Source organism: Paenibacillus woosongensis (assembly GCF_030122845.1).
GTDB lineage: Bacteria > Bacillota > Bacilli > Paenibacillales > Paenibacillaceae > Fontibacillus > Fontibacillus woosongensis_A.
In genome coordinates, this window is sequence record NZ_CP126084.1 from 1,076,877 (window position 1) to 1,090,486 (window position 13,610).

Annotated in this window: 13 protein-coding genes; all 13 read left to right on the plus strand. The window is 51.7% G+C overall.

The window, feature by feature from the left end; translation table 11 throughout:
• Positions 1 to 534: 534 nt before the first annotated feature.
• Complete coding sequence (gene rlmD / locus QNH46_RS04750) at positions 535 to 2,145, plus strand: 23S rRNA (uracil(1939)-C(5))-methyltransferase RlmD (RefSeq protein WP_283927136.1); 1,611 nt, start codon at positions 535 to 537, stop codon at positions 2,143 to 2,145.
• A gap of 268 nt (positions 2,146 to 2,413) precedes the next feature.
• On the plus strand, positions 2,414 to 3,241 hold the full coding sequence (locus QNH46_RS04755) for a ParA family protein (protein WP_283927137.1): 828 nt from the start codon (positions 2,414 to 2,416) through the stop codon (positions 3,239 to 3,241).
• Positions 3,189 to 4,127 (plus strand): ParB/RepB/Spo0J family partition protein, encoded by a 939-nt coding sequence (locus QNH46_RS04760; protein ID WP_283927138.1) that lies wholly within the window; start codon positions 3,189 to 3,191, stop codon positions 4,125 to 4,127. The genes QNH46_RS04755 and QNH46_RS04760 overlap by 53 nt, the downstream gene beginning before the upstream one ends.
• An 84-nt stretch (positions 4,128 to 4,211) precedes the next feature.
• Positions 4,212 to 4,382 carry a hypothetical protein gene (locus QNH46_RS04765; RefSeq protein ID WP_155609868.1) on the plus strand — a complete coding sequence of 57 codons (171 nt, stop codon included), beginning with the start codon at positions 4,212 to 4,214 and terminating at the stop codon, positions 4,380 to 4,382.
• 31 nt (positions 4,383 to 4,413) lie between these two features.
• Positions 4,414 to 5,505: an SAF domain-containing protein gene (locus tag QNH46_RS04770; RefSeq protein ID WP_283927139.1), complete on the plus strand. Its 1,092-nt coding sequence runs from the start codon at positions 4,414 to 4,416 to the stop codon at positions 5,503 to 5,505.
• Positions 5,506 to 5,514: 9 nt separating this feature from the next.
• A complete protein-coding gene (locus tag QNH46_RS04775) occupies positions 5,515 to 6,237 on the plus strand; it encodes a hypothetical protein (RefSeq protein WP_283927140.1) in 723 nt (240 codons plus the stop codon).
• A gap of 39 nt (positions 6,238 to 6,276) precedes the next feature.
• Positions 6,277 to 7,125, plus strand: coding sequence for a CpaE/TadZ family protein (locus QNH46_RS04780; RefSeq protein WP_283927141.1), 849 nt, complete (start codon positions 6,277 to 6,279; stop codon positions 7,123 to 7,125).
• The gene (locus QNH46_RS04785; protein ID WP_283927142.1) at positions 7,122 to 8,990 is read left to right on the plus strand and encodes a P-loop NTPase family protein; all 1,869 of its coding nucleotides are present in this window, start codon (positions 7,122 to 7,124) and stop codon (positions 8,988 to 8,990) included. The genes QNH46_RS04780 and QNH46_RS04785 overlap by 4 nt, the downstream gene beginning before the upstream one ends.
• Complete coding sequence (locus QNH46_RS04790; protein ID WP_283927143.1) at positions 8,980 to 11,043, plus strand: hypothetical protein; 2,064 nt, start codon at positions 8,980 to 8,982, stop codon at positions 11,041 to 11,043. Before QNH46_RS04785 ends, QNH46_RS04790 begins: the two co-directional genes overlap by 11 nt.
• A 72-nt stretch (positions 11,044 to 11,115) precedes the next feature.
• Positions 11,116 to 11,595, plus strand: coding sequence for a hypothetical protein (locus tag QNH46_RS04795; protein ID WP_054819771.1), 480 nt, complete (start codon positions 11,116 to 11,118; stop codon positions 11,593 to 11,595).
• Positions 11,596 to 11,667: 72 nt separating this feature from the next.
• A complete protein-coding gene (locus tag QNH46_RS04800) occupies positions 11,668 to 12,057 on the plus strand; it encodes a hypothetical protein (protein ID WP_055109604.1) in 390 nt (129 codons plus the stop codon).
• Between the two features lie 10 nt (positions 12,058 to 12,067).
• Positions 12,068 to 12,616 carry a hypothetical protein gene (locus tag QNH46_RS04805; protein ID WP_055109602.1) on the plus strand — a complete coding sequence of 183 codons (549 nt, stop codon included), beginning with the start codon at positions 12,068 to 12,070 and terminating at the stop codon, positions 12,614 to 12,616.
• Positions 12,603 to 13,580, plus strand: a complete 978-nt coding sequence (locus QNH46_RS04810; protein ID WP_283927144.1) for a hypothetical protein — start codon at positions 12,603 to 12,605, stop codon at positions 13,578 to 13,580. The genes QNH46_RS04805 and QNH46_RS04810 overlap by 14 nt, the downstream gene beginning before the upstream one ends.
• Positions 13,581 to 13,610 lie beyond the last annotated feature (30 nt).

Consider the following 13,610-nt stretch of genomic DNA (forward strand, 5'->3'; position numbering starts at 1 on the left):
GGGTTGTTCGCTTGCTGGGGAAACCCTTGGCTGGGTGGAGAGCGTTCGCGACGGGCTGGCTATATCGGACTGGGCGGAATGCAGGTAATAGGATAGTGAAGAGTCGATATTTGGATGGATATAGAGGGGCTGTTTCCGAAGCATGCAGGATGCGGGGAACAGCCCCGGCTTCATGAAGGTGGCATGATGGAGCCCCGGCAGGCTGCTATGTTAGTGGGCCGGGGTGGGCTGGAAGAGCGTAGAGTAGGCAGGTCAAGCAGGTCAAGCAGGTCAGGAAGGGCAAGAAGAACTGAAGACCCGAAGACCTGATGAGAATAGATTAAGATCAGGAAAAGTGGTAGAACCGGATGGCCTGGGGACCTAAGAGGCTCAGTAGATCTGACAGACTGGACAAACCTGACAAGCCCGGCAGACCTGGCAGATCTGGCAGAAGCGGAAGCTATTAAAACTCAGGAATAGCGGAGAACTGGAAGCCCTGGCAGATATTCTAAACATGAGGGAATAACCTTACAAGAAAGAAGTGAAGTACCAGCAATGAAGAAGCAGCGAAGTAATGGGGCAGCGGGCAGGAAGGAATCGGCGGGCCGTGCCTATGGATCGGCGGAGCGTGAGACAGGTATCCGCAGCTCTAGTAAACGAAGCAGAAATGGAAGTGCAGGTCATTTGCGTGGCGCTAGAAAACAGCAGGCACCAGAGATCGCCGGATTGCCTGTCAGCAAAAACGATGAAGTGGTCATCGACATCATCGGTATGAATCACGACGGAGAGGGCGTGGGCCGGGCAGATGGGTACACGCTGTTTGTAGCTGGAGCGCTTCCGGGCGAGAAGGTGCTCGTGAAGGTGCTGAAGACGAAGAAGCAATACGGCTATGCCAAACTGCTTGAGCTGCGTGAAGCCAGCCCGGATCGTGTAGCTCCGCCGTGCGGCATTTACGACAAGTGCGGCGGCTGCCAGCTGCAGCACTGGAGCTACGCGGGCCAGCTGGCCTGGAAGCGCCAGCACGTGGTCGATGCGCTGGAGCGCATCGGCAAGCTGCGCGTGGCGGCGGAGGGCGATGCTGGCGCGGTGCTGGGCGGCGATGGGGCTAGCGAGGGAGCAGCACACGGCGACGAGGGTATTGTTGTGCTGCCGACGCTCGGCATGGCGGAGCCTTGGCGCTACCGCAACAAGGCCCAGGTGCCGATCGGCGTGACCGACGGCGCCCTGGTCGGCGGCTTCTATGCCCGCGGCAGCCACCGCATCGTCGACATGGAGACGTGCCTGATCCAGCATGAGCATAACGACGATGTCGTCACCCGCGTGAAGGCGATCGGGAGCGAGCTCGGCATCACCGCCTATGACGAAGAGACGGGGCGAGGCCTCTTGCGCCATGTTGTCGTGAAGAAGGCTTTTCATACCGGAGAAATGATGCTTGTCCTCGTCACCAACGGGCAGGACATTCCGCACGTCGAGGCCTGGGTCGGCCTGATCCGGGAACAGCTCCCGCAGGTAGTCAGCATTTGCCAGAACATTAACACGAAACAGACCAACGTCATCTTTGGCGACGAAACCCGCGTCCTCTGGGGACGTGACGTCATTTATGATTATATCGGAGACGTGCAGTTTGCGATCTCGGCGCGCTCTTTTTACCAAGTGAATCCGGTGCAAACTGAAGTGTTGTACAGTAAGACGGTGGAATATGCGGGGCTGACCGGAAGAGAGACTGTCATCGACGCCTACTGCGGCATTGGAACGATTTCCTTGTTCCTGGCGCAGCACGCCGAACGCGTATACGGGGTAGAAATCGTCAAGGAAGCGATCGACGACGCCCGCAGCAATGCCGAGTTGAACGGGATGAAGCATGTGACGTTTGAGGTGGGAGCTTCGGAGGACGTCATCCCCCGCTGGAAGGAGCAAGGCATCCAAGCAGATGTGATCGTGGTCGATCCTCCGCGTAAAGGCTGCGATCCCCGCTTGCTGGAGACGATCTTGGAGATGAAGCCGGAGCGGGTGGTGTATGTAAGTTGTAACCCGTCCACGCTAGCCAGGGATCTGCGGATTCTGGAGGATGGCGGCTACCGGACGTTAGAGGTGCAGCCGGTGGATATGTTCCCGCATACAGTGCATGTGGAGTGCGTAATAGGAATATGTCGAGACGATACGTAGAAGTGCTGAATTATCAGTATTCTGCAAAGTATGCTTCGTTTACGACTAATGGAAAGGACTACAGGAATAAGGTGTTAAACGATAAAATCGAGGTTTCTATTGTTCTCGACTTGGAATGGATAGATACACCTAGTGATTTTTAATTGAAAACAAGAATATCCAAGAGAGCGTCCTTATCGGGGCGTTCTCTTTTTATATAGATATTTCTTCAAAGAGCCGGTTGTCCCTCTCAGGCAGCCGGCATTTTTCATGAAAGGAGGAACAGCGAATGACGAAGGTGATTGCTCTTGCCAATCAGAAAGGCGGTGTCGGCAAAACGACTACGGCTGTTAATTTGGGTATTGGCTTGGCGACTGAAGGTAAAAAGGTTCTTCTAGTGGATGCGGATGCACAAGGCAATTTGACAGATGCGTTGGGTTACCGCGAACCGGATAATTTGTCAATTTCTTTGGCTACACTGCTCGTTAAAAATATGTTGGAAGAATCGTATCCGCCCCAAAAAGGCATTTTGCACCATCCCGAAGGGATTGACCTAATGCCCGGTAACATCGAATTGTCTGCTGTTGAAGTCTCGCTTGTCAATACAATGAGCAGGGAAACGATCTTGCGCTCCTATATAGACAAGGTGAAAAAGGACTATGATTATGTCCTTATTGACTGTATGCCCAGCTTGGGCATGTTGACCATCAATGCACTGGCGGCCGCTGATAGCGTCATCATTCCGGTTCAGGCGCATTATTTACCGGCGAAAGGAATGACGCAGCTTTTGCAAACCATTTCCCGTGTCCGACGCCAAATCAACCCGAAGTTGCTGGTAGATGGCGTGCTGCTGACGATGGTGGACAACCGGACCAACTTTGCCAAGGATATTTCCTTTGTTCTTCGGCGTGATTATGGAGACAAGCTGCGTGTGTTTCAAACGGAAATTCCGCTTTCCATCCGTGCGGCGGAAACGAGCGCCAAGGGGAAGAGCATTTATAAGCATGATCCGAACGGACAAGTAGCCGAAGCGTATGCGGCATTTACAAAGGAGGTGAAGGGTATTGGCAAAGAAAGACGACAGACGCGCCAGCATCAAGCTGGCCACAGTCGATGATTTGTTTTCGACCGATGAGAGCCGCGCCGATGCACAGCGGGAAAAAGTGATGGACATCCCGTTGTCAGAGATCAGCGATTTCCCCGATCATCCATTCAAAGTAAAAGCGGATGAAGCGATGCTGGAAATGGCAAATAGTGTGAAGCAATACGGCGTATTGGTTCCTGGATTAGTACGTCCGAAGGCAGAGGGCGGTTATGAGATGGTCGCCGGACATCGGCGGAAAAAGGCGAGCGAGCTGGCGGGTATGGAAATGATGCCTTGCATCGTCCGCGAACTGGACGACGATCAAGCGACCATTATTATGGTGGACAGCAACCTGCAAAGGGAGCATATAGCGCCTAGCGAGAAGGCGTTTGCTTATAAGATGAAGCTGGAGGCGATGAAAAGACAGGCAGGCAGACCAAGTAAAGAAAATGTGTCCCAAGTTGGGACACAAAAACGTTCCGATGAACTGCTAGCAGATCAAGTTGGAGAAAGTCGCAATCAAATTCAGCGGTATATTCGCTTGACTCATTTGATCCCTTCCATTCTTGAAATGGTAGATGAAAAACGGATCGCGTTTAATCCGGCTGTTGAGTTGTCTTACTTGGCCGAAAAAGAGCAGCAAGACCTTTATGAAACGATACAGTCCGAAGACTGTACGCCTTCTTTGTCACAGGCGCTGCGTATGAAGAAACTGAGTCAGGGCGGACGGCTCAATATGGATGTTATCTTCTCGATTTTGACGGAGGAAAAGCCCAATCAGAGGGAAAAAATGCACATTCAGCGGGAGCGCATTGATCGCTTTTTCCCTAAGAATTTCACTGAAAAACAAAAGGAGGACCTTATTGTCCAATTGCTTGAAAGCTGGTATCGCAAGCGGCAGCGCGAACATGGAAGATAATCTTAAGCAACATGAACAAAAAATAGCCATTCCTTACTCTCCATTGCAAGGGAGTTTTTTTGTGCCTACAAGGAGGTGACGGAGATGCTCTTTACGGAAGGTAAATGGCGGAAATACGAACGATTAATGAAAGAAAGGCCCGGTTTTGACCGCAGAGAACCGAAAGATGAATCGGAGCGTTCCAACACAGCTAAAGAGGAACGAAGAAAAAGAAGTCGAGCAAAGCATAAAAGCAATGAGAAGGAAGAAAGTTGAAATTCATTTGGTATAGAAAGGAGTCGTGAGCATGTCTTGGATCTATCGTCATCGCAAGATGCTGGTGATCGCTGCCATTTTGTTCGGCATTCTTTTGCTCGTGTCGGCTGTCATTTTTCACTTGATGAGACAAGCTGAACAACAGCAGGAACATCAGGAAGTGATCGCCCATTATGAGAGGCAAATAGAACAGTTAACAGCGACTAAAGAAGAATCGCTGCAAACGGTATGGACTGTGGCTCGAACCATTCCGGCCGGTGAGCAGATCGAACCGGAAGACGTCACGGCGATGACCCTGCCGACCGCATTGGTTTCGCCCGAAATGATCGCTAAGGAGGAAGAGGCGGTCGGTAAACACGCCAAAGTTGAACTTCGCCCGGGAATGCCGCTTCTTGCTTCTGTGCTGTATGAGGGCAACCCGATTGCCAAGGATGTGCGGACACAAGAGTTTCAAATCATTCAGCTTCCGTCGCATCTGGGAAAAGCACAGTATATCGATGTGAGGATCAACTTCCCGACTGGCGAAGATTTCGTTGTGCTTGCCAAAAAGCAGGTGCTTGATCGCGAGGGAACCGTCATTTGGCTGGAGATGAATGAAACCGACCTGCTGCTCACATCAAGCGCGATCATCGATGCTTATCTGCAAGGCGCAAGATTATACGCGGTGCCCTATATCGAACCGGGACTGCAAGAGGCAGCGACGGCGACTTATCCGGCCAATCCGATGGTGTTGGATTTATTGGAGCAAAACCCAAACCTGGTTGAGCAGGTTTCTACTGAGCTGGCTCGTCAGCAACGCGAAAGGTTGGAAAGCAACCTGAATGAAATGAGCGAAGCGGACAAAATGCGGGTGATGTACGGCAATGTCACCGTGCAGCAACAACTCATGAATGAACGGGCCGCAACACAGCAAAGCAATGCCGCTCAGCAAATGCCGCAGCCCCTTAGTTTCCCGGAGCAGGATGACCAAGAGTCGGTGCAAGGAGAAGATGAACAGCCGCCTTCTTCCCTTCCGGTCGTGGTAGAAGAAGAATCGCCCGAAGCGACGTTGCCCGATCCACCGCCTGCATCCGAGCCAGAGTCAGAAACGGCCCCGGATTATTCCGAAATCTTCAATCAATAAGGAGAAACCATGAAAAAGATTGTATTTTTAGGAGCGCCGGATAAAAGCCATGTGCTGTTATTGCTTGGCAAACTCCTGGCCGCAATGGATTACAAGGTGCTGGTGGTGGACTCCACTCTCGCACAAACGACACAGGGATATTTGCCGCAGGAAGAATTACGCGCCCCGCTCTACGAGTTTGAAGGTGTGGACGTGGCCTGTGGGTTTATCTTGTATTCGCAGATGGAACGATACTTGTATCAGAAAGCAAATGGCATGGATTACGATGTGATGCTGCTGGACACCGACCATACCGAAATGGTCAAAGGGCGGGAGTTACCCCATTACGACAAGCGGATCTGGTGCAGCAATTTCAACCGATTGACCATGCAGCGAAATGTCGAATTGATGCAGCGGTTATGCTTGCATGAAGCACAGAATCAACCGGTATCGTTTTACAAGATGATGCTATCCGTTGTTCCTCTGACTGTCACCGAGGCGTATCTCGATTCCGCCTTTGCTCAGCAGACCATTCGCTGGGAGGAAGCGGTTTTTCGTTTTCCGCTGGATGAGCATGATGTATCCGTCGAGCTGGAAAACCAGCATCATGGCCGCATCGATGTGAAGGGACTATCGGGAACGTATCGTCGCACGATATGGGAGATGGCACAACAGTTGTTTGAGTGGGACGACAAAACCGTTCGCAGGGCATGGAAGCGACTTCGCCAAGAACGCGCTGCCTTCCGTCGCTAATCAAGCTGATCAAAATGATTGAGAAAAGGAGGGGACACGGTGACGGGACATACAATCGTGTTTTGGAGTCCGGTATCGGGAACCGGGACAACGAGCAATCTGGCAGCGACTGCCTCGGTCATGGGACTGGAGTATTCGGCACATATGTTGCTGCTGGGTCATTGTGAAAGTCACGATATCGCCTTGAAGCAATGCTTTTATCAAACGCATGCCTCTCGGGAGATGGACATGGATGTCTCAGTCAATATGGGGGTAGATGCGTTATTGCGACTGCTGCAAAACCGAAAATTGCACCCCAACATGATTCGGGATTACACGCTGCCTTTGTTAAAGGACAGGCTCGACTTGCTGCCGGGTTCAAGCAAGCCGGATGATCGTTTTATTGACATGGCCACGCCTTGGATGGAATCGCTGCTAAGCATGGCGAAACGGATGTATGATCTTGTGTTTGTGGATGGCGGCAGCGGAAATTCATCGGAATGGACCAACGGTTTACTGCGGCTGGCGGATGTGCTGGTGGTGTGCCTCCCGCAAAATCGGTTGGCTGTCCATCGTTTTTTTCGGATGGATGAACTTCAAGCGATGCTCGCAACTAAAAAGCATGTGCTCGTATTCGGAAAATATGATCGGTACTCATCTTTGACCCATAAAAATTTGTTGCGTCCTTATGGACGGCGTTTACAAACATGTTCGGTCAGTTACAATACACGGTGGTTGGATGATGGACAAAACGGGCAGGCGATTTCTTACATGTATCGCAATCGGCAAGTGCCGCGGGAACATGAAAACTATCTGTTCATGCGAGACGTGCGAGCGTTGGCACTTGCGTTGATTGAACAAACGGGCTTGCACAATGCCTTTTTCGGCGGGAAGGAGACCACGATATGATGGGCGTGTTACATGGTCTGTTGATCGGAGGCATTGTCTTAATAGGCGTATTGTTCCTGTATTTGCGCATGAGCCGAACCTTGCCGGAACGCCAGCAGGAATCGCCGGTGTACACGTTGAAGGCGATGGAAGAATACGTCAAAAGAGCACTGCATGACGTGATAAGCGCCAATCTGACGGATTACGGTCTATCAGAAGAAGAGTACCGGCGACGGAAAAACAAGCGGGCCGAGATGAAAAAAGCGCTGCGCGGATGCACGTCTGGTGATCTGCGTGACAAAATGTATGTCAAGCAATATATAACCGATTTGCTTGCACAGCACTATACGTTGGATCATGAACATCTGAACCGGTTGATCCCGTTTGATTGCCCTGAATCGTTGTCGCATCAGGATCGGTTTGACATCTTGCTTCATGTATACAAAAAACGTCACGGCTATCATGCGCTTAGTGAACTCATACGCCGCTATGATCTGGATCGGCCCAAGCCGGATGCCCATGAAGAACAGGAGCTGTCTTACCGTATTACGTCTGAGGAGATCGGCGAGATTTATGAACAAGAGGACGTCCAGCTATCGGAAGAGGATAAACTGCAAATCGTGGTGCAGCGCATTTACCAGCACTACAAAGGCTTTAGTGTCGTGGACGAACTGCGCGATATGCGCATTGACGGCGTGTCCGGCGGAGTTTCCGGTTTGCCGCCTTCCGTATGGGAAGAAACATGGGATTGGGAAGGGGATGTTCAACTCGGCGAAGTGCCGCGCGCGCATGACAGTGTGTGGGTTTTTTATGAGGGGAAATCCATCCACCTTAGTTTCCTCTCCTTTGGATCGGAACTGGAACTGCGGCGTGTATGCCAAAACATCTACAAGCATAATTTTCCCGGCCAGTTGTCCGAAACGACCGGATACAAGGTGAATGAAATGGCCGACGGTTCTCGTGTCGTGGTGCTGCGCCCCCGATTTGCCGAGTCGTGGGCTTTTTTTGTGCGCAAATTTGATGTGCAAAATGCCACTTTAGAACAGCTGATTCGCGATGAACATGCGGAACTGCCGATTGCTCTGATTCGCTATCTTGTGATGGGAGAGCGCATTACGGCGATAACCGGCGCGCAAGGCAGCGGGAAAACGACGCTGCTTATGGCCATGGTGCGTCATATATCCGCCCTGCTCCCGATTCGCGTTCAAGAGATGAGCTTTGAACTGCAACTGCGCAAAATTTATCCTAATCGTAATATTCTCAGCCTTCGGGAAACGGAAACGATCTCCGGTCAGGCCGGGCTGGATATACAGAAAAAAACGGACGGCTCGGTCAACATTTTGGGTGAGGTGGCGACCGACCCGGTAGCGGCCTGGATGATCCAAATGGCGCAAGTGGCTTCACTTTTTACGTTGTTTACCCACCACGCCAAAACGTTTCGCGATTTGGTGTTGTCCTTGCGCAATTCATTGCTCAAAACCGGCGTGTTTACCAATGAACAGGTGGCAGAACAGCAAGTGGTCAGCGTCATCAACTTTGATATTCACTTAAAACGGGATGCGGACGGTCGCCGCTATATCGAGCGCATCACGGAATGCGTACCGCTTGCACAGGAAATGCCTTACCGGACAGACTTTCGCGAGAAAAAGACGCTGGATGAGAAGATGGATGCGTTTATGGAGACGGTGACGGACTACTTCCATCGCTCCACGGATCGGAAACTGTATGAAGCGCGAAATGTCATTGAATATCGGGACGGCCGTTATGTTGCGGTTCATCCGTTGTCCGAACAAAGCCGCAAAGATATTACAGAGCGGCTTGCCGGTCCGGACCAGGCAGCTTTCGAGGCGTTTTTGTGTAATTGGGGGGATGGCGATGAATCTTGAGTGGCTTTCCCTGCTGCTTGGCGGAGCGACGCTGTTGTTTCTTGGGGCGGTCTTAGCGTTTCAATTTTTGTCCCGCTATGGGGAAGCCGGGGCAGCACGAAAGTATGAAGCCTTGCGCCAACCTGCCAAAACGAGCAACAAGCAGGCATTGCACAACGGCATGCAACAACTCTATACCCTCTGCTCTCGTGTACCGCTCTTGCGTACCTACTTACACTTCATTCGTCGTCGTTTGGTCATTCTCCACCTGGGCGATGAGTGGAAGCTGCGTCTGGAGACGATGCGGACGGCGCTTTGGCTCTGGGGCATGTTGCTTGCAGCGGCTGTGCCGATCACGCTTTGGGTGCGCGATGTATTTACACTTGTCATGCTGATGATTGGCGGTTGGGTTTGCCACGGCATGTTAACAGACGTATTCGTACAACGGTTGGAAATGCGATTGTTGCGTCAGCTACGCCAGTTTTTCGGGGATGTCCGTCATCATTATCACCGACACGGAATGGTAGAAGAAGCGATTTACGAAGCGACGGATGAAGCGCCGTATGAAATGACTTTGCACGGCCAGGAAATCGTTGAAGTGTTGACCGACAGCCACGCGGAAGAACGACTGGAACAATACTTGGAAACGGCTCCGAACCGTTATTTGAAAGGTTTGGCCGGATTGTCGTATCTGGTGAAGGAATACGGAGACAAACAAACGGATAGCGGATCATTGTATTTGAAGGCATTGGGAAAATTGGCCGGTGAATTGAACTTTGAATTGTTGCGCCGGGAACGCCTTGGTTTTTTGCTGCATGGGCTGTCCGTTATTGCCCTGCTTCCGCTCTTGTTTACCCGTCCGATTGAAGCATGGGCCAGCTATTATTTTTCGGCGATGGACGCCTTTTACAGCAGTGTGATGGGTTGGAGCATAAAGCTCGCCTTGATGGGGGTCGTTTGGCTCTCCTATGTTCTGCTTCGTCATATTCAGAGCTTGGAGACCTCGCCGAAAATCACCAACCGAAAGAGATGGGAGAAATGGGCGCACGGCCGGGGCTGGATGCGTTGGCTCGTTCACCGATTGGGTCCTGCTCCTGGCTCAAGGGAAGCGGAACGGATGGTGAAGCTACTGAAAGAAACGGCTTCTCCTCTACGGTTGGAATGGTTTTATGTCCAGCGAATCGTGGCGGGAAGCATGGCTTTTCTTGCAGCAATGGGGCTATTCATAGCTTTGCATTTTACGGATCGGCATCAAGTGCTATATGCGCCGGTGTATGCCAATACGTTGTTTGGTCAAGCGACGCCTGAGGAGCAGGAAAGAGCGCTGGAAGCAGCCGCGCTGGATCGGAGAATCATCGAACAAGTAAAGGGGGTGAGGCCTACAGAGGAGTCGCTCTTGGAGCTGTTGCGAAAGGAGACCGGAGGAGAACGTTCGGATGAAGCGCTTCGCGCGGATGCACAGCGCATTATAGGCAAGTTGGAGAAACTCGACAGGCAATACGTCAAATGGTGGCAAGCGCTATTGACCGTTTTGGCGGGCTGGGTCGGCTACTGGGCGCCGGTCGGCATTCGCCTGTTTCAGCGCAAAATGCGGCAAATGGAAATGAAGCATGAAGTGGATCAATTGCAGGCGGTCATTGCGATGCTGGCCGATATGGATCGCATGTCGGTAGAGCATTTGCTAATTTGGATGGAGCAGTTCGCCCGCGTGTTCGAAGAGCCGCTGCAAACATGCCTGCTCCATTTTGATCAAGGCGCTGAACAGGCGCTGGAGCAGCTCAAGGAGGATGCGCCTTTTCAGCCATTCGTGCGCATGGTGGAAAAGCTGGAACTGGCGGCAAGCACGCTGCCGATTCGAAAAGCGTTTGATGATTTGGAGTCCGAGTACGTGTATGCACAGGAAGAACGCAAGCAGGAGTACGAACGATTGATTGAGCACAAGGCGGGATGGGGCAGAATGATCGGGTTCACACCAATGATGGCGCTTATTTTCGGTTATCTGGTCATTCCGCTTATTGTTGTCAGCTTGAACCAAATGTCGGTGTACTACGAGCAATTGCAACGCATTCAATAATTCAACTTTAGTGGTGCTTTCCATGTTGGAAAGGACCGTTTTTTATTTCTACATTTAAAGGAGAGATCGACCATGTCCAATGCACAAAAGGCGCTGGTAATGGCGGCGGGCATTTTCCTCGCAATTGCGCTCATTACCCTCGCCGTCGTGTTGTTTATTTCCGCGCAAGATTCAACAAAAGCAGCTCAAAGCAATTTTAGCAATATCCAAACGGAATTATCGCAGACGGCCTTTACAGTGTACGACAACACGACACTTTCGGGCAGTCAAGTCGTCAATGCACTGCGCAAGTTTTCGGATCAGGAACAGTTTGGCATCCAAATAATCACCGGGAAAAACCCGACCGGGCAGTGGTATGGCAAAGTCATCAACATTGGCGTTCCGATGGACAGCATTACGTATGGATCGGTCGTTGGCGATGCGCCTGGACGTCTGGAGCATACCGTCGATGAAGCCAATGTGAACTATGTTAATCCAAGCGGAAAGTTTCAGGCGAAATTGGTGCTGGATCGCAGCAACGTCATTCGCGGGATCGTGTTCCGCCAACAATAAGGCACGAAAACGAAATGAAGCCAAGGGGGGGCCGTCTAGCTGGCGCCCCCTTTTGCTGAAAGGAGGAAGCCATTGGATTACGCGACGCGAACGATGTTGGAGGTGAGTGCATCCTGTCTCCTGTTTTTGATCGCCGTGGTTAACGGGCTATGGCTGTTTCAAAACGGCGCGACGCTTGCCGATACGGCCTATCTCGCCGGTATGACGCAGGACCGGACCATCCGGCAAACGTTGTCTCCCTTGTCCGGTGATGGCAGGATGTCGGGAACCGAAGTGTTTCAGGCCATCGCGCGGTTGGAAGAAGGAGATGCGGAAATCGTGGTGGATGGCGTCCGATACGCATCACCGGTGAACCGGGAGCAATGGTTTTCAGACAGAATCCAACTCCATGGCCGATACAGCGTCTTGCACGAACGTGACACGGACGGGCGGCTGTTGCGCCTGGTAGTCGTCACACGTTGAGGAGAATGCCATGAACAGTTATATCAAGGTGTTTGCGATACTGCTTGCCGTACTGCTGCTTTACATCTACCCGATTTACACAGCGTTCCAGCAGCAGGATGATATTTCAGAATTAGTCGTCCTGCGGGCGACAACGGCGTTTGTGGATGCGGTACGTGACAAAGGATATATTTCACCGACCATGTATACCGATTTCAGACAAACTATTGAGGCGACGGGCCTTGATTTCGATGTGCAGATGGAACATGAAAGCAAGAAATATGTGCCGGTATATGACGATCCGACCAGGCCAGAAACGTTCCAGGGTACGTATGAAGTGCATTACGATGCGTTTTACAACGCTCAGATCTTGCCGGTGCTGTTTCCCGGTAGCTCTGCCCCCAGAGACGACCCGTCAAGAAGGTACAAACTGCGGGTGGGCGATACGTTCACCGTCACGGTCAAAAATGTGAGCCGTACGCCCGGCACGGTCTTGTTTGATTTTCTGAACAGCACCGTCAGCCCGAACGATAAAATATTCATTCCTTATGGCGGGGTGGTACGCAATGAAGTGGATTGAATGGGCTGTCGTTGGTGTGCTGATCTTTTTCCCGTTTGCCACAATCAATCAGATTGACGTAGAACTGATGCGTCAAACGATGCTGCTCGAACTGCGTTATGACGCTGCCATGGATGCAGCGGTGGATGCGGCGGCACAAGCACTCATCATCAATGCAGATCAGCAGCATGAGTCACGCTACGAGTCGGTCAAGCGAGTGGCGGTCAACACGGAGGAAGCGCTCACGGCGTTTTACCGGACGTTGTACACCAATTTCGGCATATCCGGCGATCCGGTTGCGCAAGGGGTTTTGAACCGTTACATTCCGGTGATTGTTGTCATTGGATACGATGGGTTTTATGTTTATGCCGAGGATGAATGGACAGATCGTAACGGCCAAACGGTCATGGCACCGGCTTGGGGAACCAAACGGCCGTATGCGTATACCGATTCAAGCGGCAACAGCTATTCCTTTACGTTGGATGAACAAGTGCTGGTGTATGCTGCGGCAACTCGCAGTTGGCATGAGGGTTTTCGTAGGGACATTCAGGCGGAGGCCAACATTCCGTTGTTACGAGATGCGGCGTTATTTCATGAAGTGCGGCTCAGCACCATCGTGGGCGCAATACAGGATGAGCTGTCCTATCGGATCAACAAGCATAACGAGGTCGCCCTGCGAAATGGTCTTTCCTATACGTTTACACTGCCGTCCATCCCGCTAGAGGAATGGCACAACACGATTGCCGATGTAGGCGTTGTGGCTTTTATGCAGGGAATTCCGATGGGACGCAAGGAATATAACAACTACGCACTGGGCGGCAGCCGCGTAATGAAGCAAACGGAGATTGTAGGAGCGATGAAAGACAATATGAAAGTATATTATCGCAGAAGCTGTCCGTACTCCTATCCGATAGAAGAAACGTTCGCAAGCGAAAAAACGGCGGCGCAACAGGGATATATGCCGCTTTCTTGTTCCTCTTTCTAAGGGTGGACAGTCTGACTCATGCACATTATG

Excerpts from the sequence above, each read along its gene's own strand:
- QNH46_RS04805 (WP_055109602.1), top strand. The coding sequence starts at position 12,068 with ATGAACAGTTATATCAAGGTGTTTGCGATACTGCTTGCCGTACTGCTG.
- rlmD (WP_283927136.1), top strand. The coding sequence starts at position 535 with ATGAAGAAGCAGCGAAGTAATGGGGCAGCGGGCAGGAAGGAATCGGCG.
- QNH46_RS04790 (WP_283927143.1), top strand. The coding sequence starts at position 8,980 with ATGAATCTTGAGTGGCTTTCCCTGCTGCTTGGCGGAGCGACGCTGTTG.
- QNH46_RS04770 (WP_283927139.1), top strand. The coding sequence starts at position 4,414 with ATGTCTTGGATCTATCGTCATCGCAAGATGCTGGTGATCGCTGCCATT.
- QNH46_RS04765 (WP_155609868.1), top strand. The coding sequence starts at position 4,212 with ATGCTCTTTACGGAAGGTAAATGGCGGAAATACGAACGATTAATGAAA.
- QNH46_RS04810 (WP_283927144.1), top strand. The coding sequence starts at position 12,603 with ATGAAGTGGATTGAATGGGCTGTCGTTGGTGTGCTGATCTTTTTCCCG.
- QNH46_RS04785 (WP_283927142.1), top strand. The coding sequence starts at position 7,122 with ATGATGGGCGTGTTACATGGTCTGTTGATCGGAGGCATTGTCTTAATA.
- QNH46_RS04795 (WP_054819771.1), top strand. The coding sequence starts at position 11,116 with ATGTCCAATGCACAAAAGGCGCTGGTAATGGCGGCGGGCATTTTCCTC.
- QNH46_RS04775 (WP_283927140.1), top strand. The coding sequence starts at position 5,515 with ATGAAAAAGATTGTATTTTTAGGAGCGCCGGATAAAAGCCATGTGCTG.
- QNH46_RS04755 (WP_283927137.1), top strand. The coding sequence starts at position 2,414 with ATGACGAAGGTGATTGCTCTTGCCAATCAGAAAGGCGGTGTCGGCAAA.